Annotated in this window: 20 protein-coding genes; 6 read left to right on the top strand and 14 right to left on the bottom strand. The window is 64.2% G+C overall.

The genetic code is table 11. From position 1 onward, the window contains the following. Positions 1–111: 111 nt before the first annotated feature. From TRIHO_RS09305 to TRIHO_RS09275, 7 genes are read right to left on the bottom strand one after another with little or no spacing between them, the layout of a single operon-like run. A complete protein-coding gene (locus TRIHO_RS09305) occupies positions 112–405 on the bottom strand; it encodes an amphi-Trp domain-containing protein (RefSeq protein WP_068242322.1) in 294 nt (97 codons plus the stop codon). Positions 406–434: 29 nt separating this feature from the next. Further along, positions 435–1775, bottom strand: coding sequence for a metallophosphoesterase (locus TRIHO_RS09300; protein WP_232367746.1), 1341 nt, complete (start codon positions 1773–1775; stop codon positions 435–437). Positions 1776–1786: 11 nt separating this feature from the next. Next, complete coding sequence (locus TRIHO_RS09295) at positions 1787–2485, bottom strand: histidine phosphatase family protein (protein WP_068242320.1); 699 nt, start codon at positions 2483–2485, stop codon at positions 1787–1789. Beyond that, the gene (locus tag TRIHO_RS09290) at positions 2478–3569 is read right to left on the bottom strand and encodes an HprK-related kinase B (protein ID WP_068242318.1); all 1092 of its coding nucleotides are present in this window, start codon (positions 3567–3569) and stop codon (positions 2478–2480) included. Before TRIHO_RS09290 ends, TRIHO_RS09295 begins: the two co-directional genes overlap by 8 nt. Then, entirely contained in the window at positions 3566–4453 is an 888-nt protein-coding gene (locus TRIHO_RS09285) for a GAK system ATP-grasp enzyme (protein ID WP_068242334.1), read from the bottom strand. Before TRIHO_RS09285 ends, TRIHO_RS09290 begins: the two co-directional genes overlap by 4 nt. Then, positions 4446–6080, bottom strand: coding sequence for a phosphotransferase (locus TRIHO_RS09280; protein ID WP_068242316.1), 1635 nt, complete (start codon positions 6078–6080; stop codon positions 4446–4448). Before TRIHO_RS09280 ends, TRIHO_RS09285 begins: the two co-directional genes overlap by 8 nt. Then, on the bottom strand, positions 6067–6537 hold the full coding sequence (locus tag TRIHO_RS09275; RefSeq protein WP_068242315.1) for an NUDIX domain-containing protein: 471 nt from the start codon (positions 6535–6537) through the stop codon (positions 6067–6069). Before TRIHO_RS09275 ends, TRIHO_RS09280 begins: the two co-directional genes overlap by 14 nt. 66 nt (positions 6538–6603) lie before the next feature. Here TRIHO_RS09275 and TRIHO_RS09270 point away from each other — a divergent pair, with 66 nt between their 5' ends. Together TRIHO_RS09270 and TRIHO_RS09265 are read left to right on the top strand one after the other, a co-directional pair. Then, the gene (locus tag TRIHO_RS09270) at positions 6604–7788 is read left to right on the top strand and encodes a GAK system CofD-like protein (RefSeq protein WP_207498661.1); all 1185 of its coding nucleotides are present in this window, start codon (positions 6604–6606) and stop codon (positions 7786–7788) included. Between the two features lie 191 nt (positions 7789–7979). After that, complete coding sequence (locus tag TRIHO_RS09265; RefSeq protein ID WP_068242311.1) at positions 7980–8465, top strand: hypothetical protein; 486 nt, start codon at positions 7980–7982, stop codon at positions 8463–8465. A 47-nt stretch (positions 8466–8512) separates the two neighbouring features. On the opposite strand, the gene TRIHO_RS09260 is transcribed toward TRIHO_RS09265, so the two are convergent. Continuing rightward, the gene (locus TRIHO_RS09260; RefSeq protein WP_068242310.1) at positions 8513–10732 is read right to left on the bottom strand and encodes a transglycosylase domain-containing protein; all 2220 of its coding nucleotides are present in this window, start codon (positions 10730–10732) and stop codon (positions 8513–8515) included. A 275-nt stretch (positions 10733–11007) separates the two neighbouring features. On the opposite strand from TRIHO_RS09260, the gene TRIHO_RS09255 reads away from it, so the two are divergent. After that, positions 11008–11346, top strand: a complete 339-nt coding sequence (locus TRIHO_RS09255; protein WP_068242308.1) for a P-II family nitrogen regulator — start codon at positions 11008–11010, stop codon at positions 11344–11346. Positions 11347–11376: 30 nt separating this feature from the next. Continuing rightward, on the top strand, positions 11377–12696 hold the full coding sequence (locus TRIHO_RS09250) for an ammonium transporter (RefSeq protein WP_068242306.1): 1320 nt from the start codon (positions 11377–11379) through the stop codon (positions 12694–12696). 424 nt (positions 12697–13120) lie between these two features. On the opposite strand, the gene TRIHO_RS09245 is transcribed toward TRIHO_RS09250, so the two are convergent. The 4 genes from TRIHO_RS09245 to TRIHO_RS09230 form a co-directional block, all read right to left on the bottom strand. Beyond that, positions 13121–14305, bottom strand: a complete 1185-nt coding sequence (locus TRIHO_RS09245; protein ID WP_068242304.1) for an amino acid aminotransferase — start codon at positions 14303–14305, stop codon at positions 13121–13123. Beyond that, on the bottom strand, positions 14305–15156 hold the full coding sequence (gene sseA / locus TRIHO_RS09240) for a 3-mercaptopyruvate sulfurtransferase (RefSeq protein ID WP_068242302.1): 852 nt from the start codon (positions 15154–15156) through the stop codon (positions 14305–14307). The genes TRIHO_RS09245 and sseA overlap by 1 nt, the downstream gene beginning before the upstream one ends. 140 nt (positions 15157–15296) lie before the next feature. Further along, on the bottom strand, positions 15297–15809 hold the full coding sequence (locus TRIHO_RS09235) for a hypothetical protein (protein ID WP_068242331.1): 513 nt from the start codon (positions 15807–15809) through the stop codon (positions 15297–15299). A gap of 204 nt (positions 15810–16013) precedes the next feature. Continuing rightward, positions 16014–16787 (bottom strand): DUF1013 domain-containing protein, encoded by a 774-nt coding sequence (locus TRIHO_RS09230; RefSeq protein ID WP_068242299.1) that lies wholly within the window; start codon positions 16785–16787, stop codon positions 16014–16016. Positions 16788–16954: 167 nt separating this feature from the next. Here TRIHO_RS09230 and TRIHO_RS09225 point away from each other — a divergent pair, with 167 nt between their 5' ends. Together TRIHO_RS09225 and TRIHO_RS09220 are read left to right on the top strand one after the other, a co-directional pair. Then, on the top strand, positions 16955–17599 hold the full coding sequence (locus tag TRIHO_RS09225; RefSeq protein ID WP_068242297.1) for a ribonuclease T2 family protein: 645 nt from the start codon (positions 16955–16957) through the stop codon (positions 17597–17599). Between the two features lie 268 nt (positions 17600–17867). Then, positions 17868–18725: a DUF2189 domain-containing protein gene (locus TRIHO_RS09220; protein WP_068242295.1), complete on the top strand. Its 858-nt coding sequence runs from the start codon at positions 17868–17870 to the stop codon at positions 18723–18725. Between the two features lie 18 nt (positions 18726–18743). Here TRIHO_RS09220 and TRIHO_RS09215 read toward each other — a convergent pair whose 3' ends face one another. Then, positions 18744–19736 carry an NAD(P)H-quinone oxidoreductase gene (locus TRIHO_RS09215; RefSeq protein ID WP_068242330.1) on the bottom strand — a complete coding sequence of 331 codons (993 nt, stop codon included), beginning with the start codon at positions 19734–19736 and terminating at the stop codon, positions 18744–18746. 132 nt (positions 19737–19868) lie between these two features. After that, positions 19869–20585: a COQ9 family protein gene (locus TRIHO_RS09210; RefSeq protein WP_068242293.1), complete on the bottom strand. Its 717-nt coding sequence runs from the start codon at positions 20583–20585 to the stop codon at positions 19869–19871. Positions 20586–20622 lie beyond the last annotated feature (37 nt).

The following is a 20622-nucleotide window of genomic DNA, read 5'->3' as shown; positions in this document are numbered from 1 at the left end:
TCCCTGCGGGGCGCGCGCGGCGCCAGGCCCAACCGTTTTGACAAGCCTTCAGGCGCTGAAAAACGAGCGGGAGCACCACCGGCAAGATCACGGGAGAGGGGTATCCTCCGCTCAGTTGCGCGATTTTACCTTTGGTGCCGGTTTCTCGCGCAGATCATCATCGCGCTCGGTCCAGCTGACGCGGAAATCCACCTTGCACTGGCCATCGTTGCGTTCCGCCCGAATGCGCAGGGTCATCAACCCGTCCGGTGTCAGAACAATATCGTTGTCATCATCGCTGAGACTGAGTTCGCCCTTGGCCAGGCCTTTGCCGATTGCATCAATCAGCGCCTTGATCGTCTTGCGATCCTGAAGCGAGTCATGACGGAACCGCGCGTCCTCGCGTGTCTTGTCGTCTTTTGCCATCGCCCCTGGGCTCCATCTTCCGGACTGGATCAGTTGACTTCGAACTGCCGCTCTGGCGCAAAATGCTTGGCGCGTGGGTAGTCCCGGCTCAACCCGATGACATCCCCGGTCGGAAAGATCAAGGTTGCGCCCGCCCCGATCCCTGCCAGCCCCTCCAGCCGTCGCGAGACCCGGTCCAGGGTCACGTCCCCTTCCAGATGCAGCAGGCCCTTTTTGGCCAACAGGCGCTGGCCGCTTTGATTGTTCACATGCCCCTGCACCAGCATGTGGATGCCCAGACCATGCAGGGCGGCCACGCCAGTGTCGGTCAGCGCCGCATCCGTTGCGCGGTATTTGGTGCGCACCAGATTGGCCAATGGGCCAAAGTAAAAGGCAAAGGGATGCGTGCCCTGCTCCGTCCGGTAGCGATCATTGACCGCCGCGACACCGCCTTCGGCCAGCAGCCGACACATGCTGTCATCCACGCCGGCATGCACAAACAGCAGCGACCCCAGCTGGCAGACCACATCCATGCCCTCGTAAAACCAAGCGTAATCTCCCCCGGGCGAGAAGAACACCTCCCGGCACTTCAGCGCCGCCGCCAGCACCTCGCGGGCGGTCAGGCCCGAACGCGCCACCTCGGCGTCGAACTGCGCGGCCTTGGTGGCCAACTTTGCGACCTCGCGCGCCACCGCGGCCGAATTCAGATACCGCACCGCCGCGACAGAGAACCGCGCCGCCCAGTCCGGACGCGGATGCAGGCGGGCGCGACAGGCGGCCTCGTCGGGCAACGCCGCAAGATCCGCATCGCTCACGTAACGGTCGCGCACTTCCCGCAGCAGCGGGATAATCTTGCGCCCCATCCGCACCAACAAATGTTCGGTCAGCGCGGTCGGCGCCGCATGCAGAGCCGAGACCGCCAGGCGCAGGCGCAAATCGTGGTTGCCCGCCAGTATGCGCAGGTCGAGCCCCTTTGCCCGCAACGCCCCCAGGGCATCCAGCATATCGAGGTTGCTTGGCCCCTTGTCGAGGCAATCCCCACCGATCAGGATCGTTGCGGATCGGCCAAATCGGGTGGGGCTGAATCCGCCACGGGCCCGCGCACTCCGCCAGATCAGCCCTGCCGCCACCAGCGAGCGCAGGAACCCCTCGGCGTCGGCATGGGTGTCGGACAGGAACACCACCGGGCGCTCCGGCCAGCGCCAGCCGCCATGGGCGGCAGCCCGGGCCAGACAGGCCCTGAGGGCGGCGGCACTGCCCGGCCGACCACTGCCGGAATGGGCAGATGTGACAGGCCAGGGTTCCAGCTCCTTTGGCAGATCGCGCAACTCTCCGACGGGGTCATAGACGGTCGGCAACAGCGGTGAACGGTCCGAATGGCAAATCTGCAAGGCGTCTGTCCCTAGTCCTGATGGGCCTCCTGGCTCTGGCGCTGTTTCCAGGCACCGCCAAGGTGGCTCCATCTAGCCCGCCCCTCGTAACAGAACAGTAACGGTCGGGCATGATGCATAGAAAGCCTTGGAATCTCGCTGATTTTTAACAGGCCAAGGTGATGCGCTGCGTGCCGGAACGACGCGCCATGGCCGACACAAAGCGTCAGCGAATTGGGTGTGGCAGCGGCGGCTGTCGCGGTCAAATGCGCCGCCACGCGCGCCCCCGCCTCCAACAGCGATTCCGCGCCCTGAAACGGCAGCCGGTAATGGCTGTCGGATTTCCACCCCGGCGGCGGCGACGAATACCTCGGGTCCGCCTCCAGGATCGTCTCTATTTCCGATGTGGTCAGATTGGCCACCGCACCGACGCTGCGCTCTGCCAGCGCCGGTGTTTCCGACAGATCGCCAGGCGAATGCCCCGCCGCGCGCAACACGGTGGCGAGCGCATCCGCCGTTTGCCAGGCCCGCAGCTGATGCGAGCAGTGGATCACCGGAGCCAGGCTCCAACCCTCGCGCCGCAGGATCTCGGCCAGGGCGGCACCGCATTCTGCTGCCTGTGCCCGCCCTTCCTCGGTCAACGGATAGGGTTGCAGGGCCGAAGGGGTCGCGGCCTTCTGGTGATAGGCCCCGTGGCGGATCAGCGCGACATATCGCTTTGCCTCAGCCATCAAACAGGTCGCGCCCAAGATGGGCGAGTGCGTCGAAATCGACCCGCCCGGTCACTTCCTGCACCCGCACGTGGCGCAGCGCTCTCAGGTAGCCCTCCGGATCTGGCTGCGCATCATCCTGCTGGAACTGCCCGTCCGAGCGTTGGAAAAACGGCCCCGGACTTTTCATGATCGCGCCCAGAAGATCGGGCCGGGATGCCAGATCCACGTCCTGGATCATCGTCACGCGATCCGCGCCCCGGCTCCAGTTCAGGACCCAGAAATCCGTCAGCGGCGCCGCGTAACGGATCCGGTTCGGGCCATAGATCTGCGGGATGATCAGGTCGTATTTCTCTTCCAGATCCCACAGCTCATCGGCGGGCATCGCCATCAGCTCTGCCCGGCGTGTCTCGCTCAACAGGCCCGCCATCCGCGCATTGCCCAGAATGGTGCCGGGATTGATGCGCGGGTGTTTGGGAATGCCCAGCCCCTCGGCCCCGCTTTCCGTGGCGCGGCACAACAGGCGGTCGTTGGTGACAAAGGCGGTGCCCTCCAGATCCATCATCCGAAGGATCGACGTGGACTTTCCGCCGCCCGACAGTCCCGCAACCGCCAGACTGCGGGTGCCATCGGTAACAGCCGCCGCATGGCAGATGTCCCAGCCGTTGCGCAGACACAGGCTCAGCACCTGGGTGTTGACGAAATTCACCACCTGGTTGGGATTGGCCGTCACCGGACCAAAGGCCACCATCAGATCTGGCGACTGCACAAAGGTCACGCCGGTGCGGACCTTGTGCACCAATCGACCGTCGACAAGATCATGGATCGCATCCTTGCGCCCGGATTTGCCCGGCTCACGCGCCCACGCCTGCCAGTCCGGCGCCGGATCCAGGCTCTGCCCCTCGACCACAAAAATGGTAATGTCAGGCTGGGAAATGGCACCGCGGGCGGCGCGGAAATAATCCGCCAGCTCATCCTCCAACTCGCCGCTTTCGCAATAGATCCGCAGGGTGACCTCGCCCACCCTGAGATCAAGCGGCTCTGCCGCCTCCGCCCTGGTCAGATCAAGCCGCCCGCGCAGCTGTGCAACATGTGTCAGGGTCATGTGGCCACTCCCGCGATGACGTGGTCGGCCACCCGGGCCGCCGCGTCGATCCCGCATCCGTCCCGGACCCCGCGATAACCGCCAAAGGCGGAAACCTCAAAAACGATCGGCCCCGCATCGGTCAGGGCCACATCGACGGTGGTAAAGGTCAGCCCAAAAGGCGCCTGCGCCCGCCGCCCCAGTTCGATCAGCTCGGCATCCGGCTCAAACGCCTCGTATTTGCCGCCGGACAAAATGGTGGTGTTCCAGCTCGTCGCATCCTGCTTCACACGTGCATAGGTGCACAGATAGGTGCCGCCGAGAAACGCCATGCCCAGATCCTGCCCGGACAGCTCGCGTTTGGCCTGCACATACATCACCGGGTTCTCCGCCTTGAACGCCGCGATCTGCGCGGCGGGGTCTTCGTCCTCCGCCGAGATCACGCACATGCCGCGCGCCTTGGTGGAAAACAGCGGCTTGAACACCGCGCTGCAATAGGCCGTCACCGCCGCCAACGCGGCGCTCTCATCCTCGGTGATGGTGGTTGGCGGCATCGGGATCTGCGCATTGGCCAGGGTCACGGTACAGGCCAGCCGGTCCATCAGACGCAGCATCGCTTCGGGGCGGCTGAAGATCTTGACGCCACGCGCTTCAGCCACGCGCAGCATTTCGAGCCGGTCAAGCGCGTGATAGTTGTAGATCTCCGAAATCTTCTTGACCACCAGCCCGTCCAGCTGACACAAATCCTGCCCGCGATAGATCAATGCGCCGCTGCCGAGATCCAGCGTCACCTCTGCCATATCGATCACCAGACGAAACCCGGTGCGAGCCTCCAAGGCATCGGCAATGGCCTCGGTCGACCATTTTCCCGGGATACCCACGACCCCGATTTTCAGTTCAGTCACCAAACAGCTCCTTGATCGGCAATTTCAATCGTCCTTCGCGCCCCTCGGGAACGGCCAGGACCAGCTCCAACAGATAGCGGGCGCGCAGGAACATGCGGCGGGCGTGTTCCTTGTCGAACACGAACCGCGTCGAAGAGGCAAAGCTGCGCGCCAGCCCAAGCGCCAGCCGGAATTCAAAGGTCTCGTCCTGCTGCGCGCGGGCAAATTTCGCCGCCATCCTGTGCATCGTGACGGCGGTCTCGCGAATGCGGACCCGCGCCGGGCCGTCCTGCACCTGCAACCGGTAGTTCGACACCATGAAGACAGAAACATCCTGCACGTAATCCATGTAGCGCGAGCGATGCAGGTCGATAAAGCGGATCTTCTTTTCGCCGGGATCAAAGATCACATTGTCGAGGTTGAAATCCCCGTGGATGTAGACCGAAAACGGGGCGGGTGTTTCAGCCTCGCGGGTTTCGGCAGCCTTCAACAGCTCGCCAAATCCTCGCTGGCACAGCCCCTGGATCGCGGTCTCGCCCCTGTCAAAACCGGGGTGCACCCGGTAAACGTCCGTCATCCGCTGTGACAGCTGCCGCATGGCCCGCATTTCGGCAGGGTTTTCAATGCGGGTGCGGGTCCAGATATCGGTCAGCGTGCGATGCAGCGCCCGCTGCGCGGCCGCAAGGGATGTATCGTCCTCGTTCAACAGCGCATGCTCGAAGGTATAGCCCTGCAAATGCTCGATCAGCAGCGCCGCCGACTGGCCGCGTTTTTCATAGGACAGGATCCGCGGCGCCAGCCCCGGATAAATCGCATGCCAGCTTTTGACCCCGGCGCGCTCTTCCTTGACCTTGTTCTTCTCGCCATCCTTGAAAACGGCGTTGATCAGATCGCCGCCCTGATCGCGGGTGCTGACAGAGGAGATCGCGCTGCCGGAGCGCGTCTCTGCCAGCGGTTTCAGGACGAGATCATCGCCCCCGACCTTGGAACCCGACAGGACACTGCGCAGGGTAAAGTACCGCTCGAACTGCACATTCTGCCCGATGCTAATCGACAAAAGCGCCTCGCTGATGCCTTGCAGGCTTTCGCCCATCCGGCGCACCTCGTTCAGCACCAAAAGCGCGTTGGCCAGATCTTCGGTGTGGCGGGTGTCGCGCATGTCGCGCGTATATGTGCGGAACATCCGGTCGTAGAAGGCATCGACCTCGGCCTTGGTCTGGCCGATCTCGATCGCGCGTTTGCTGTCACTGGCGGCAAGCGCGGGCAACACCTCCTGCAGGGCATCCGCCACCCCCCGCAACACCTTGCGATAGGACTCGGGGCGCAACAGCTTGATCCGCTGCACGTCCTCGGCATGCACCAGGGCCAGCCGCGACAGGCGCGACATCTGATCGAGATTGCGCGCGATGGTATCGACATTCTGTAATTGCAGGCGGCGCGATTGCGACGGCTTGCCGCGCGATGCGGCACTGCGGCAGGACGATTGCACCCGCGACCACAGATTATGCGCATAGCCCGCGCGCAACACGACCTTTTGCGCGCCCTCCGGAGAGGGGTCTTTAAAATAGGCCAACAGCGAGGCCATCTGACTGTCCAGTTCTGCCAGAAGAAATGCCAGGTTCTCCTGTGCGGCCTCAGGCAGTTTCATCTTGTATGACCCCTTGGTACATCCCGGCGGTTTTGTCCGACAACAGGGCGGCATAGGGTGGATCAAAAAGCGCCGCCTCCGTCACCGGATCTGCCCACCGTACACCGATCTGTTTGGAATCCGGCTGTTTTCCCATCTGGGGTACATATGTGTCATCCACATGACAGACAAACAGATGTTCCACCTGGTGGCGCAATCCTTCTGGGCGGGACTTGTAGATTTCAGCCACCCGGACCAGTTCTGGAGCGGTGACCCGCGCGCCTGTTTCTTCCCAGGCCTCACGGCAGGCGGCGTCGGCCAGGGTCTCGCCCGGCTCCAGCCGACCGCCCGGCAGACCGAGGTAGATCCGGCCATCTGCGGCCCGTTTGACCTGCACCAGCAGCTTGCCATCGCGCCAGATCACCGCCCGCGCGGTCACCCGGATCACATCGAGAAACGCAGAGTGTCGAGAAGTCATGGCAAGTCTGTGGTGTTTTGAAACAGGGGATGGCATGGTCGCCGCGAGCTGCACGAATGGGTGACCATGTCCGATATCGCGATCCTACGCCAAGCCACGGTTCCCGACAACCTGCGCCTCGCGCGCTCTCGTGCGGCCCCGAATCTCGGGCCCCGGCTGTTGTTTTTCTCCGGCGGCAGCGCGCTGAACGACATTTCCCGCACGCTCAAGCAATATACCCACAACTCGGCCCATCTGATCACGCCCTTCGACAGCGGTGGCTCGTCGCAGGTGCTGCGCGAGGCCTTCGGCATGCCTGCGGTCGGCGATCTGCGCTCCCGCCTGATGGCGTTGGCGGACGAAACCGAACTGGGCCAGCCCGACATCTACCGGCTGTTTTCGCACCGGTTGCCAAAAGAGGCAAAAGACAAGGTGCTCGCCCGTGAGGTGGCGCGGCTCTTCGATGGCAGCCACCCGCTGCTCAAGGCGCTGTCGAAACCGATGCGGCAGCTGATCGTCGGCTATCTGCGCCATTTCAAAGCGGCCGCGCCGGCCGATCTGGACTACCGCAATGCCAGCATCGGCAACCTGATCCTCGCGGGGGGCTATCTCGACAATGACCGGGTGCTGGAGCCGGTGCTGTTTTTGATGTCCAAGATGGTCGATGTGCGCGGCACCGTGCGCCCGATTGCGGATGTGAACCTGCAGATCGGCGCTGAGCTGGAAGACGGGCGGCGCGTCATCGGACAGCGCCAGATGACAGGCAAGGAGAGCGCGCCGCTCGGCACCCGGATCACCCGGTTGTTTCTGTCGGATGGCATCGACGCGCTGCCTGCCGACGCGGTCCGTCTGCCCAAGCGCAACCAGAAACTGATCGAGACAAGCGATCTGATCTGCTACCCGCCCGGCAGCCTGTTTTCCAGCGTCATCGCCAATCTGCTGCCTGCCGGCGTCGGTCGCGCCATCGCCGCCCGCCGGGTGCCCAAGGTCTATATTCCCAGCCTCGGTGTCGATCCCGAGTGTCACGGCATGCAGCTGACCGACCAGATTGCGGCGCTGCTGGCGCCCCTGCGCGCGGATCTGGGACATTCCGTTCCGACCGACGCCCTGCTGACCCATGTCATCTGCGACAGCCAGACCCCCGCCCCGGAGCTGGACCGCGCCCAGCGCGCGCACGGCGTCAGCTGTCACCGCTATCCGCTGGCGCGACAGGACCGCCCGGATCGCTATGATCCCACCGAGGTCTGCACCACCTTGATCTCGCTCAGCTGACCGCCTGTCGGCTCTGGCCCTGTACACAACAGAATCGGCCCAAGCCGCCCCGCCCGTCGGCGGGGGAATTGAAAAAATTCTTGCTAAAGTGGCGCAAAGCTCCGCATTTCCGCCACAGCTTGATCGCAGCTGTTTCTCAGCCCGCCGCTATCCCTGTTCGCAAGCAGACTTTCCTGAACGAGGACCGGACCATGGCATTTTCCGCAAACAGCACCCGCAGCACGCAAATCTCTCTGATCACCCGCAGCGCGCTTGAGCCGTGCAGCACCTCGTTGCGCGGACTGGCGGCCAGCCTGGCAACCGTCGCTGCACTGGCGGTTTTCGCGCCCTACGCAAATGCGGCCACCTTCGCGCCACAGGCCGACACTGACGCCCATTCCGGCGCCCTGGCACAGACGACGGCCACCGCGTCGGCCAGCAACCTGTTTGATCGGATCACCACCCTGCGGGCGCAGGCGGCGGAAACCCTGGCGCGCGGCCAGAGCTGTCTCAGCGCCTGTGCCACAGCGCAGCCTTTGCTGCAGAGCGTGCCGCAGTCCTGTCTCTCCCCGGCGGCACAGGTTGACCTGCGCAACCTGCCGCAGTCCTTCCCCGGTCTGCAGGGCGCCCGCATGGCGGATCTTTCAACCACGCTGCGGGCAACATCGCTGCAGCCTGCACAAACCCGGTCCTGCTGATCCCACCGCAGCCCCCCGGGACAGGCAGGAACCATCGGCCAAAAGCCTCAGTTGCCGAAGATACCGCGCAGCACCCCATTCAGGGTGCGCTCGATCTCGCGACCAAGCCCGCCGCCGCCAGAGGGCGCACGCTGCTGGGGCTGATCCTGTTGCGGAACAACAATTGGCTCCGGCGCACGCATCGGCAAGGGTTTCGGGGTCAGGCCATCATGCACCCGCACCATGGTCTCGCGCCAAATTTCCGCAGGCAGGCCGCCACCGGTGACACCGGTCAAGGGGGTGTTGTCGTCATACCCCATCCAGACCCCGGCCACATAGTCAGCGGTAAAGCCGATAAACCAGGCGTCCTTGGCCGCCGATGTGGTGCCCGACTTGCCCGCCGCCTCCCAACCGGGGATCTGGGCGCGCTGGCCGGTGCCACCTGCGATGACCTTTTCCATCATCCAGATCAGCTCCTGCGCGGCTTCGGGGCGGATCACCCGCTCTCCCATGCCGCCCGATGCGCCCATCAGTGGCTCGCTGTCGCCGACAATGGTCAGTGCCTCGACCCCATAAGGCGTCACGGACGACCCCCCGTTGAGGATGCCCGCATAGGCCCCGGTCATCTCGATCAGGGTACTCTCGGACGCGCCCAGCGCCAGGGCCGGGCCATCCGCCAGACTGCTTTCGATCCCGAACTCGCCCGCCACATGGCGCACGGTGTCCCGCCCGACCGCCTCGGAAATCTTGACCGCGGGGACGTTCAGCGAATCCCGGAGCGCCTGCGCCAGCGTCACCTGACCATAATGTTTGTTGGTATAGTTCTTCGGACACCAGGGGCCAGAGCCGGGAATATCCAGACAGTATTCCGCATCCAGCACCCGGTCATAGGGGGAATACCCCAGCTCCAGCGCCGCCGCATATACAAAGGGCTTGAAAGAAGACCCGGTCTGCCGGCTGGCCTGTGTGGCCCGGTTGAACACCCCGGAGGCCCGCACCTTGCGGCCGCCGACCATGGCGCGCACCGCGCCGTCGGCGCTCATCACCACCACGGCGGCCTGGGCTTTTGATTCCTCGCGCACCTTGTTTTCAAACACGAAGTTGACGGCATCCTCCGCCGCCAGCTGCAAACGCTGGTCAAGAGTTGTGCGGATCACCACGTCCTCGGTGGTCTGATCGCCCAGGAACGAAGGCACCGTATCCATGATCCAATCGGCAAAATAGCCCCCCGCCCGCGCGGCGGCAGCCTCGCTCAGCTCAGCCGGATCGTTGATTGCGGCCCGCCGTTCCGCCTCGCTCAGATAGCCCTGTTCTTCCATCAGTCGCAGCACCGTGGCCGCGCGATTGCGGGACCGTTCGATATTGCTGGTCGGAGCCAGCGCCGAGGGTGCAGTGAGCAGACCGGCCAGCATCGCGGCCTCGGCTGCGTCCACCTCATTGGCCGACTTGCCAAAGAACCGCTGCGCCGCCGCTTCGGCGCCATAGGCCCCGCCGCCCATATAGGCGCGGTTCATATAGATGGAGAGGATTTCGTTCTTGGAGTACTTCGCCTCCATCGCCATGGCAAAGATCGCTTCCTTGGCCTTGCGCCACAGGGACGACTGGCGGCAATCTGCCTCATAGGCGGCTTCGGTTTTCCAGATCGCGGGATCGTAGTTCACCCCGAGGCACATCAGCTTGGCCGTCTGTTGGGTGATCGTCGAGCCGCCATGCCCGGACAACGGCCCGCGCCCTTCGCTCAGGTTGATGCGGACCGCGCTGGCCACGCCGCGCGGGCTGACGCCGAAATGGCGGAAAAACCGCTTGTCCTCGGTCGCGACAATCGCGTTCTTCAGAAAGGGCGATACCGTATCCGTGGTCACGACACCGCCAAACTGATCCCCACGCCAGGCGAATATGTCACCGTCGCGGTCCAGCAAAGTGACAGAGCCCTGGTTTCGGCCATCCAGCAGCGCCTGGTAATCCGGCAGTTTGGTATAGTGAAACGCCACCGCCCCTGCGAGCGCCAGACCCGCCAACACGCCCATGCGCCAGGACACCGCCCAGATCACACGCCCCACGAGCCGGACCGGCACCAGCAGCCAGCCCAGAATCCCGCGCGGTTTGCGCACCACCTTCGGCTTGCGGCGTCCGAACAGGCTCCAGCCCTTGCGGGTGGAAGCGGAGGCCTTGCGACGCGGTTTCTTAACCTCTTTGCGTCCGCCACCGGCGGCATAGCGTTTGTCGGCCACCAGCGATCCCCGACCGCGCCCCTGTGATCCACGCCCGGAATTGCGCCCCTGCGTCATGCTAAATCCTGTCCTGACTGCTCTTGAGCGGACTTATGCCCTGCCCGTTTTGCACAGAATAGCGGCTCTGGCCGCCATTGTAGAGAGGCGGATTCTCGCCAAACCCCATTCCCATTAAGCCTAAATAATAAGCAAAGCACCTTTTTTGAGCGAGTTTATTGTGCCAGCGCCCAGAAAGCAGGCGTCTGACCACCTCAGAAACGTTCCCCCGACTCGGGAGGGACGGTCTTCTGCCCCTGCAACAGCGGGCGGGGAGCCCGGGAAAGGGTGTCGAGATGAAATTGATCATTGCAGCCATCAAACCCTTCAAACTGGAGGAGGTCCGCGAAGCGCTGACCGAACTCGGTGTATCCGGTTTGATGGTAACTGAAATCAAGGGCTTTGGCGCACAAGCCGGCCACACCGAGATCTACCGTGGCGCGGAATACGAAGTGAATTTCGTTCCCAAGGTGAAACTGGAGATCGTGGTGCCCTCCGATCTGGCCGACCAGGTCGTCGAAACGATCACCAAGACCGCCCGCACCGGCAAGATCGGTGATGGCAAGATCTTCGTGCTCGACGTGGCACAGGCCGTGCGCGTGCGCACCGGCGAAACCAATCAAGACGCGCTCTGACGCGCCCTCCGTAAAGGAAAGCCCAAAACAATGAAGAAACTGACAGTGACACTTGCCGCCACGGCGCTGGCGGCCCTGCCGGGTCTGGCCTTCGCACAGGAGGCCGCAGCGGAAACGCCCGACATCAACCCCTATATCTTTACCACGCTCCTGTTCCTCATCGGCGGGTTCCTGGTGTTCTGGATGGCGGCAGGCTTTGCCATGCTCGAGGCCGGCCTTGTGCGGTCCAAGAACGTGGCCATGCAGCTGACCAAGAACGTCGCGCTGTTCTCTATCGCCGCCATCATGTACTGGCTCATCGGCTTCAACCTGATGTATCCGGGCGAATGGATGATCGAAGGTGTGATGGGCCCCTGGTTCTCCATCACCTCGCTTGAAACCGTTGGTCTCGACGCGGCAGATGCCTCGCTGGACTATGCCTCCGTCGGTTCGGACTTCTTCTTCCAGCTGATGTTCTGCGCCACCACCGCGTCGATCGTGTCCGGCACCCTGGCCGAGCGGATCAAACTCTGGCCCTTCCTGATCTTCGTCGCGATCCTGACCGGCGTCATCTACCCGATCGAAGCCTCCTGGCAGTGGGGCGGCGGCTTCCTCTCCGAAATGGGTTTCTCTGACTTCGCAGGCTCCACCCTGGTGCACGCCGCTGGTGGCTTTGCCGCCCTCGCAGGTGCTCTGATCCTCGGCCCGCGTATCGGCAAATACAAAGACGGCCGCGTCGTGCCAATGCCCGGCTCCAACCTGGCGCTTGCCACCCTGGGCACGTTCATCCTGTGGCTCGGTTGGTTCGGCTTCAACGGTGGTTCGCAGCTGGCGATGGGCACCGTGGGCGATGTCACTGACGTGTCGCGCATCTTTGCCAACACCAACATGGCCGCCGCAGCCGGTGCCGTCACGGCGCTGATCCTGACACAAATCCTGTTCAAGAAACCGGACCTCACCATGGTGCTGAACGGCGCGCTGGCCGGTCTGGTGTCGATCACCGCAGGTCCGCTTGATCCCAGCCTGTTTGGCGCGCTCTGGATCGGTGCCATCGGCGGCGTCATCGTGGTCTTCACCGTCCCGATGCTCGACAAGCTGAAAATCGACGATGTTGTCGGCGCCATCCCGGTCCACCTGCTTGCCGGCTTCTGGGGCACACTTGCGGTTCCGTTCTATACAGATGGCACCTCCTTCGTGACCCAGATCATCGGTTTTGTGGCCATCGGCGGCTTCACCTTCGTGGTCTCCGGTATCGTCTGGCTGATCCTGAACGCCACCATGGGGATCCGCGTCAGCGAAGAGGACGAGATCAACGGCCTCGACATGGCGGAACTCGGCATGGAAGCCTACCCGGAGTTCAAGGCAGGCTAAACGCCCCGCCACTCCACGGCGACAGATCCGAAACGCGGCCCCCCTCGGCGGGCCGCGTTTTTCTTTGCCCTCCGGTGCGGGAGGCAAAACCGCCCATGGCGGGCGGGAGCTCCCGCCCCCTGATCAGGGCCTGTCTGCCGACAGACAGCCCCCTCCAGGCGTTGGGCCGGGCACCGCTGACGCGGTGCCCGGCCTGCGGCGCCGTAGAACCACATTGCAGCAGGGACGTTTTTGTTGCGCCGCGCAGCGGCGCCCGGCCCAACGGGGGCGGCTGCATTTCAAATGCAGGCTCCCCGGGCGGGAGAACGCCCCCTTGCCGACAACAAGCCGCGCCGCAGCCCGGCGGGATCGCAGCAAAAAACGCGCCACCGAGGTCGGGGCGCGTTTTCCAGGTGCTTCAGAGGTTCCGAGGCTCAGCTCGGGCTCAGACCCCCGCGTCGACAATCGCCTTGGCCAGGATCGGCACGCTCTGCGCGTTGAGGCCCGCAATGTTCAACCGGCTGTCGCCCACCATATAGATGCCATGATCGACCCGCATCTGCTCCACCAGCTCCGGCGTGGTGCCCAGCAGCGAGAACATGCCACGGTGCTGCGCGATGAAGCCAAACCGGTCGGAGCCGGTCAGCCGCTGCAACTCGTCAGCCAGTTGCTGGCGCAATCCCAGCATCGCAAGACGCACATCTTCCAGCTCAGCCTTCCAATCGGCCCGCAACGCATCATCCGTCAGGATCGTGGTCACCACCCGCGCGCCGTGGTCCGGCGGGAATGAATAGTTCTGGCGGTTGAGAAAGGCCAAGGTCTTCTGGTTCAGCGCCTGCGCATCCCCCTGCTGGCTGATCGCCATCAACAGGCCCGTGCGTTCGCGGTAGATCCCGAAGTTCTTGGAACAGCTCGCCGCGATCAGACATTCCGGCACCGAGGAGGCAACCATGCGCACGCCCGCCGCGTCTTCTTCCAGGCCGTCGCCAAACCCCTGATAGGCAATGTCGATCATTGGGATCAAACCGCCCTGGTTCAACAGCTCGACAACCGCCTGCCATTGGCTCTGGTTCAGGTTGGCGCCGGTCGGGTTGTGACAGCACCCATGCAGCAGCACGATATCGCCGGCCTTGGCGCCTTTCAGATCCTCGATCATGCCGTCGAAATCCACGGCGCGGGTCTCGGCGTCGAAATAGCGGTAGGGCACCGTTTCAATGCCGAGGTATTTCAGGATCGACACATGGTTCGGCCAGGTCGGATCGGACACAAACACCCGCGCCGCCGGGTTGGCCATGCGCACCAGCTCAAAGGCCTGACGCACCGCGCCGGTGCCACCGGGGGTGGCGACGGCGGCGATCTTGTCCTGCTCGACCGCGTTGCCCAGGATCAGTTCAATCATCGCATCGGCATAGGCCGGATCGCCGGCAAGCCCGGTATAGGCCTTGGTGGTCTGCTGCTCCCACAGGCGATGCTCGGCCGCTTTGACGGCGCGCATGACCGGGGTCACACCTTCGGCGTTTTTGTAAACACCAACCCCGAGGTCCACCTTCTCCTGCCGCGGATCGTCGCGGTACATCTGCATCAGCGCCAGGATCTTGTCAGCGGGCTGCGGTTTCAGGTTCTCGAACATCAGTCGTCTCCGGTTGCAACGGGAAGAGTTGGAAAGGCGCCCCATTCGGACCAGGACCCGTCATAAAGCGCATGGTCGTGTTTCCCCATCCGCTCCAGCGCGAGGTTCAGCACGGCGGCAGTGACGCCGGATCCGCAGGAGGTAATGGCAGGTTTGCCAAGGTCAACGCCGGCGGCGGTAAAAACAGCACGCAAGCCGTCGGCATCCTTCATGGTTCCATTGGCACTGAGCAGAGTTGTGAAGGGCACGTTCTTGGAGCCGGGGATATGGCCCGCGCGCATGCCCGGTCGCGGCTCTGGCGCGGTGCCCCGGAACCGATCAGCGGCGCGCGCATCAATGATCTCGTGATCGCCCAGCTTGGCCGCGGACGACACCTGCGTCACATCGCGCACCAGATGGTTCTGCAGCCGGACCGTCATATGGCGGTCCCGGATCACCGGTGGCAGATCTTCCAGCGCGCGGCCCTCGGCCTTCCACTTTGGCAGGCCGCCATCCAGAACGGCGACATTGGTCTGCCCCATCAGCCGGAACAGCCACCACACGCGGGCGGCGGAAAACAACCCGGCGCCGTCATAGACCACCACCTGATGCCCATCGCCGACGCCCATGGCGCGCAGGCGCGACAGGAATTTCTCGACCGGCGGCGCCATATGCGGCAGATCGGAGCGATGGTCCGAAATCTCGTCGATGTCAAAGAACCGCGCGCCAGGGATATGACCCTCGGCGTATTCGGCTTTGGCATCGCGCGCCATCTGCGGCAGATACCAGGACGCATCCAGAATCCGCAGATCCGGATCCTTCAGATGCGCTGCCAACCAATCGGTGGAAACCAGGTTTTTCGGATCGTCCATGCTCAACGCCTCCCGGGACATGCGTTGGCGAAATGCCTACTACCCACGCCCCGGTCACGCAAGGCCGCTTGCGGGGATTCGCAGGCGACGGGACCGTTTCCGCCGCCCGGTTGGCGGCAATCCCCCCTGGCGCCTGCGGACTAGCCAACCAGATGCAACGCCGGGGTGCCCCGCAGCCGGTGTTTGGCGCCACAGGGAAACCGGTCGGCAAAGGACAATCCCGCCCGGATCAGCTCCGGCTCCATCCGCCCCAGGGTCAGCGCCTCTACCCTGTCGCGGGCCTGCCATGTCTCGTCGCGGCGCATGTGATGCAGCATCTCCAGAAGCGATGCCTCATCCGAGGTCAGCACCCCGCGCGTGTCCAGATCCAACGGGTCGTTATACGACAGATCGCCCCCACGCACCGCCCGCAGCTCGCGCACCACCGGCCACAGCGCATAGGCAACCGCCAGCCCATGGGCCTCGCCCCAGTTCTCCGCCGCGATCACAAAGGCCCGGTGCCACGCCTGGCAATCCGGCGCCGCCGAGGTGGTCAGGAAATGCCGCAGCGGTGCCAGCAGCTGCGCCTCAAAGGCGTCGAAACCAAAGGTGGCCAGGGGCCGTTGCCCCGTCCCAACGCGCTTGCCCTGTGGAATGGAAACCTGAATTGTCATCGTGATCTGCCTCATGCCTGCCCCACCAGCGCATCCGGCTGGCGGTTTCCAATTGGACCGGGCGCGTCTGGGATCATTGCCCGGATGGCTGGGTGCGGTTTATCTGACTTATTTAATCAGGAATTGCAAGGGGGCAAAAAAAAGACGCCGCCAACCCAAAGGCCGGCGGCGCCATCCCTGCGATAGGCGCGGACGATCGCGCGCTCAGTAGCGCGGATCGTCGCTGTCGTCTTCGTCGTCCTCATCATCACCCGCCGGCAGGTTGAAGAAGCTGTCGGCATCCCGGATCGGCTCTTCTGCTTCCTTCTTGTCGGTGCTGAAAGTGGACCCGAGGGTGAAGGTTTCCAGCCCTTCGATGGCGGTGGGCATTTTCGGCTCCGCGTCCATCTCCAGAGACTGTTCGGTCGACACCAGCTTGCGGCGTTCGTCATCGCTCATCACACCACCTTCGGCGGCCCGCTTCTGCGCGGCCTTCTGAACGGCGGCATCCAGTTCGGACTGTTTGCACAGGCCCAGCGCAACCGGGTCGATGGGCTCCATGTTGGAGATGTTCCAATGCGTGCGCTCGCGGATCGACTGGATGGTCGGTTTGGTGGTGCCCACAAGCTTGGCAATCTGGCCATCGGACAGTTCCGGGTGGAACTTGACCAGCCACAGGATCGAATTCGGGCGGTCCTGCCGCTTGGACAGCGGTGTATAGCGCGGGCCACGACGTTTTTCCTCGCCCGCTGCTGCGGCGTTGAACTTCAGCTTCATCTTGTGCAGCGGGTTCTTTTCGGCGGCGGCGATCTCGTCCTGGGTCAGCTGGTTGTTGGACACCGGGTCAAAGCCCTTGACCCCGGCCGCCACATCGCCATCCGCGATGCCCTGGATCTCCAGTTCGTGCATACCCACAAAATCAGCGATCTGCTTGAAGCCGATTGTCGTATTGTCCACCAGCCACACGGCGGTCGCCTTGGCCATCAACGGTTTTGCCATGTGCTCTTCTCCTTTAAACACGTCTGTTCCCGACTTGTTGGATTGCCCGGCGGGTAAACCTCTCCCGTCGCCAGAAATCGGCGGCCCCTTGGGTCTCGGGGTGGGTTTCCGTTGTCGGGGAACTTCAGGACTATATAGTCGCCTTGAAATCATAAGGAAAGAGGCGAATGCGCAGGGTTTTGTTCACAATATGGGCCGTTTTGCTGGTTTTTGCGCCTCTGGCACGGGCCGAGGGCGACGCGGCGGGCCAGTTTGACTATTACGTGATGGCGCTCAGCTGGTCGCCGAACTGGTGCGCAATCGAGGGCGATGCCAAGGGATCCGAGCAATGCGAAGACCGGCATGACTACGGCTGGACCCTGCACGGTCTCTGGCCGCAGTTTCACCGCGGCTGGCCCAGCTATTGCAGCACCACACAGCCGCCCCCCACCCGCCGCCAGACCGGCGAGATGACCGACATCATGGGCACCTCCGGTCTCGCCTGGCACCAGTGGAAGAAACACGGCACCTGTTCCGGCCTTTCGGCCCAGGACTATTTCGCCCTCTCGCGCCGGGCCTATGACAGTGTCACCCGGCCGCAGATCTTTCGCCGGCTGGACAAGGCGGTGCAGCTGCCCGCCGCCGTTGTGGAAGAGGCATTCCTGAAGGAAAATCCCCAACTGAGCGCGGACGGCCTGACCATCACCTGTCGCAACGGCTACATTCAAGAGGCCCGGATCTGCCTGTCCCGCGACCTGACACCGGTGCCCTGTGGCCGCGACGTGATCCGCGACTGCACCCAGACGGACGCCCTGTTCGAACCGGTGCGCTAGCCCCCGGGGCGCAGCCAAGCGCGCCCCCACGGCCTCCCCCGGACCGCAGCCAGACAGCTCCCGCGACTGTGACCGCGCGACTCGCTGCACTGTGCTAGGATAGGGGCAGACATGCGGCGCGACGGCCCAGTTCAGGAAACTGCCACCGGGACCACACCGAGACCCTGCGCGCCATGTCAGCGCCCCCTTGGCCTGGTCCCGGCCCAGACTGCAGACCTGTCCCCTCGCGCCGCGCGTCCAGCCACGCGAAACAGGAGGTCGCAGACCCATGCCACGGACCATAGGAAACCCCGCCAGTTGGGCGTTACGGTCCCTGCAATCAGCAGGCAGCCGCAGCGTTCATGCCCTCGACGACATCCGCAGCACAGACAGCCGGGCCCAGCCGCAGGTGCGCCAGCTTGCGCTCTCTGACATCCCTCTTGCCCTGCAGGCGGGGTGGTCGGATTTCAAGGCCGCGCGCTCGGATGCCATGTTTCTGGTCTTTATCTACCCGCTGATCGGGATCGCGATGATCATCAGCGGCTTTCACCTTGCGGTGTTGCCGCTGCTGGTGCCGATGGTGATGGGCTTTGCCCTCGTCGGCCCCGCCGCCGCCATCGGCCTGTACGAGATGTCGCGCCGCCGCGAGGCGGGCGAGGCAATCGGCTGGATGGCCGCCTTTGCGGTGCTGCGCTCCCCGGCCTTAGCCGCGATCCTGTCCCTGGCGCTCTATCTGGCCGCCCTCTTCGTGATCTGGATCATGGTGGCAGAGGCCATTTTCAACGCCACCCTCGGCCCCGATGCGCCGGGGTCAGTCGGCGGCTTTCTGGCGCAGATCTTCACCACCGGCGCGGGCTGGACCATGATGATCGTCGGCACCGCTGTTGGCGCGGCCTTTGCCTATGCGGCTCTGGCGGTCAGTATCGTGTCGTTTCCGCTGCTGCTGGATCGTCACGTCGGCCTGCCGGTTGCAGTCGCCACCTCACTGGAGGTGATGCGCAAGAACCGCCTGGTCTGTCTCGCCTGGGGCGCGCTGGTCGGCACCGCCCTTGTTGTCGGGTCGGTGCCGCTCTTTGCCGGGCTGATCTTTGTGGTGCCGGTGCTGGGCCATGCCACCTGGCATTTCTACCGCCGCGCGGTGGCCTGACGCTTCCGCAGGTGCGACCTAATCCGCGCCTGCGACCTCCAGCACGATCTTGCCGATATGGGTGGAGCTCTCCATCCGCGCATGGGCCGCTGCCGCCTCCGCCAGCGGATAGGTCGAATCCATCACCGGGCGCAGTTTGCCTGCTTCCACCATCGGCCAGACCGCTTCGGCCAGATCCCGCGCGATCCGCGCCTTGGCCAGATCGCTCTGCGGGCGCAGGGTCGAGCCCGTGACCGTCAGGCGCCGCGCCATGATCTGGGCAAAGTTCAGCTCCGCCTTGGGCCCCTGCAGGAACGCGATATGAACCAGCCGCCCGTCATCGGCCAGGGCCTTGATATTGCGCGGGATATAGTCGCCTCCAACCATATCCAGAATGAGATGCGCACCGCCGTCGGCCTGCATCAGCGCCACGAAATCCTCGTCGCGGTAATTGATCGCCACATCTGCCCCCAGGCCCACGCAGGCGGCGCATTTGTCATCACTGCCAGCGGTGACGTAGACCCGCGCGCCCAGCGCCGCGGCAATCTGGATCGCCGTGGTGCCAATCCCGGAAGAGCCCCCATGCACAAGGAACCGCTCGCCCGCGCGCAACCCGCCACGGGTGACAACGTTGGACCAGACGGTAAAGCAGGTTTCCGGCAGGCAGGCCGCCTCTTTCAGGCTGAGGCCCTCCGGGATCGGCAGGCAATGCGCTGCAGGCGTGGCGACATATTCTGCATAACCGCCACCGGGCAACAGCGCGCAAACCAGATCGCCCGGCTGCCAGCTGGTGACCCCGGAGCCCACCGCAACAATCTCGCCCGCCGCTTCCAGTCCCGGCAGGTCGCTCGCGCCCTTGGGCGGCGCATAGGCGCCGGCCCGCTGCAACGCATCCGGGCGGTTGACCCCGGCATAGGCGACCCGGATCACCACCTGATCATAGGCGGGCTGCGGCACCGGGCGGGTCACCGGCGTCAGCACCTCCGGCGCGCCGAATTCTGAAATCTCAATGGCCCGCATGGTCTCGGGCAGGGCCTTGGTCTTCGGCTGGCGCATCGGGGGCTCCTGTGGTTTGCATGGTGTCCCAGAGGTAGCACCCCTGCGCCCCTTGGCCAAGCCATGCAACACAGGCCCGGCCCCGCGCATGCAACGGCCGCAGCGGGGTCAACCGTCGGCGCGGGGCTGCCAGCGACCGGGCAGATCGTCGCGACGGGACGGCGCCTTGATCTGGCTCAACAGCCAGTGCGGCCCGGCCAGCAACGGTTTCAACAGCGGGTTCTTGTTGACATTGGCCTTCAGCGTCTCAAACTGCATCACATTGTCGATGCGCCGGTCGATGAAGGCCCCGGTCGCCTGATGATCCGGACTGTCATCGCCCAGCCAATAGAGAACAGTCGCGGAATAGACCGCCGAGAGGGTCGCGCGCTTGGTATACCAGTTGACATCCTGCGAGGTGTCGCCCAGCGCGTTCCAGATCGCATCGGCGGTGCCCCAGATCAGGGCGGATCCGTCGGCAGCATGATGTGGCAGCGCAAACAGGGTCGCCCCACGACGCACGGCTTCCTTGTCCTCCACCACCTCCAGCCGCACCCGTACAGCCGTCGCAACCTTGTCGCGAAACCGCATATCGCCGAGGTCTGTCTGCGCCAGTCGCTCCCGCATCAGCGCGTCGCCGCGCCGGTGAAAGGCGATCGCCAGATCGACCGCCCCGCGCGGAAACGCCGCAGCCGCCAACGCCGGATCGACCCCCGAATCGGCCAGAGCCGCCTGATAGGCAGATGCGCTCCAGCCATCGAACACCACATGGGCCAATGCGGCATCCAGCACCTTGTTCTGCAGCTCCTGGACCGGATCTGGCTGTTTTTCCTGTGTTTGCGTCATTCTGGGCGGTCTCCTCTGGCGCTGTTTCTCCACTACT

This window comes from Tritonibacter horizontis (genome assembly GCF_001518015.1).
GTDB classification, from domain to species: Bacteria; Pseudomonadota; Alphaproteobacteria; order Rhodobacterales; family Rhodobacteraceae; genus Epibacterium; species Epibacterium horizontis.
This window is presented reverse-complemented; position numbering and strand designations above follow the sequence as displayed.

What these genes read in the sequence shown, in the direction of transcription:
- TRIHO_RS09230 (WP_068242299.1), bottom strand. Translation starts at nt 16,787, where the DNA reads ATGGCAAAACCGTTGATGGCCAAGGCGACCGCCGTGTGGCTGGTGGAC.
- TRIHO_RS09255 (WP_068242308.1), top strand. Translation starts at nt 11,008, where the DNA reads ATGAAATTGATCATTGCAGCCATCAAACCCTTCAAACTGGAGGAGGTC.
- TRIHO_RS09295 (WP_068242320.1), bottom strand. Translation starts at nt 2,485, where the DNA reads ATGGCTGAGGCAAAGCGATATGTCGCGCTGATCCGCCACGGGGCCTAT.
- TRIHO_RS09225 (WP_068242297.1), top strand. Translation starts at nt 16,955, where the DNA reads ATGCGCAGGGTTTTGTTCACAATATGGGCCGTTTTGCTGGTTTTTGCG.
- TRIHO_RS09245 (WP_068242304.1), bottom strand. Translation starts at nt 14,305, where the DNA reads ATGTTCGAGAACCTGAAACCGCAGCCCGCTGACAAGATCCTGGCGCTG.
- TRIHO_RS09260 (WP_068242310.1), bottom strand. Translation starts at nt 10,732, where the DNA reads ATGACGCAGGGGCGCAATTCCGGGCGTGGATCACAGGGGCGCGGTCGG.
- TRIHO_RS09305 (WP_068242322.1), bottom strand. Translation starts at nt 405, where the DNA reads ATGGCAAAAGACGACAAGACACGCGAGGACGCGCGGTTCCGTCATGAC.
- TRIHO_RS09290 (WP_068242318.1), bottom strand. Translation starts at nt 3,569, where the DNA reads ATGACCCTGACACATGTTGCACAGCTGCGCGGGCGGCTTGATCTGACC.
- TRIHO_RS09235 (WP_068242331.1), bottom strand. Translation starts at nt 15,809, where the DNA reads ATGACAATTCAGGTTTCCATTCCACAGGGCAAGCGCGTTGGGACGGGG.
- TRIHO_RS09220 (WP_068242295.1), top strand. Translation starts at nt 17,868, where the DNA reads ATGCCACGGACCATAGGAAACCCCGCCAGTTGGGCGTTACGGTCCCTG.
- TRIHO_RS09250 (WP_068242306.1), top strand. Translation starts at nt 11,377, where the DNA reads ATGAAGAAACTGACAGTGACACTTGCCGCCACGGCGCTGGCGGCCCTG.
- TRIHO_RS09280 (WP_068242316.1), bottom strand. Translation starts at nt 6,080, where the DNA reads ATGAAACTGCCTGAGGCCGCACAGGAGAACCTGGCATTTCTTCTGGCA.
- TRIHO_RS09270 (WP_207498661.1), top strand. Translation starts at nt 6,604, where the DNA reads ATGTCCGATATCGCGATCCTACGCCAAGCCACGGTTCCCGACAACCTG.
- TRIHO_RS09265 (WP_068242311.1), top strand. Translation starts at nt 7,980, where the DNA reads ATGGCATTTTCCGCAAACAGCACCCGCAGCACGCAAATCTCTCTGATC.
- TRIHO_RS09210 (WP_068242293.1), bottom strand. Translation starts at nt 20,585, where the DNA reads ATGACGCAAACACAGGAAAAACAGCCAGATCCGGTCCAGGAGCTGCAG.
- sseA (WP_068242302.1), bottom strand. Translation starts at nt 15,156, where the DNA reads ATGGACGATCCGAAAAACCTGGTTTCCACCGATTGGTTGGCAGCGCAT.
- TRIHO_RS09275 (WP_068242315.1), bottom strand. Translation starts at nt 6,537, where the DNA reads ATGACTTCTCGACACTCTGCGTTTCTCGATGTGATCCGGGTGACCGCG.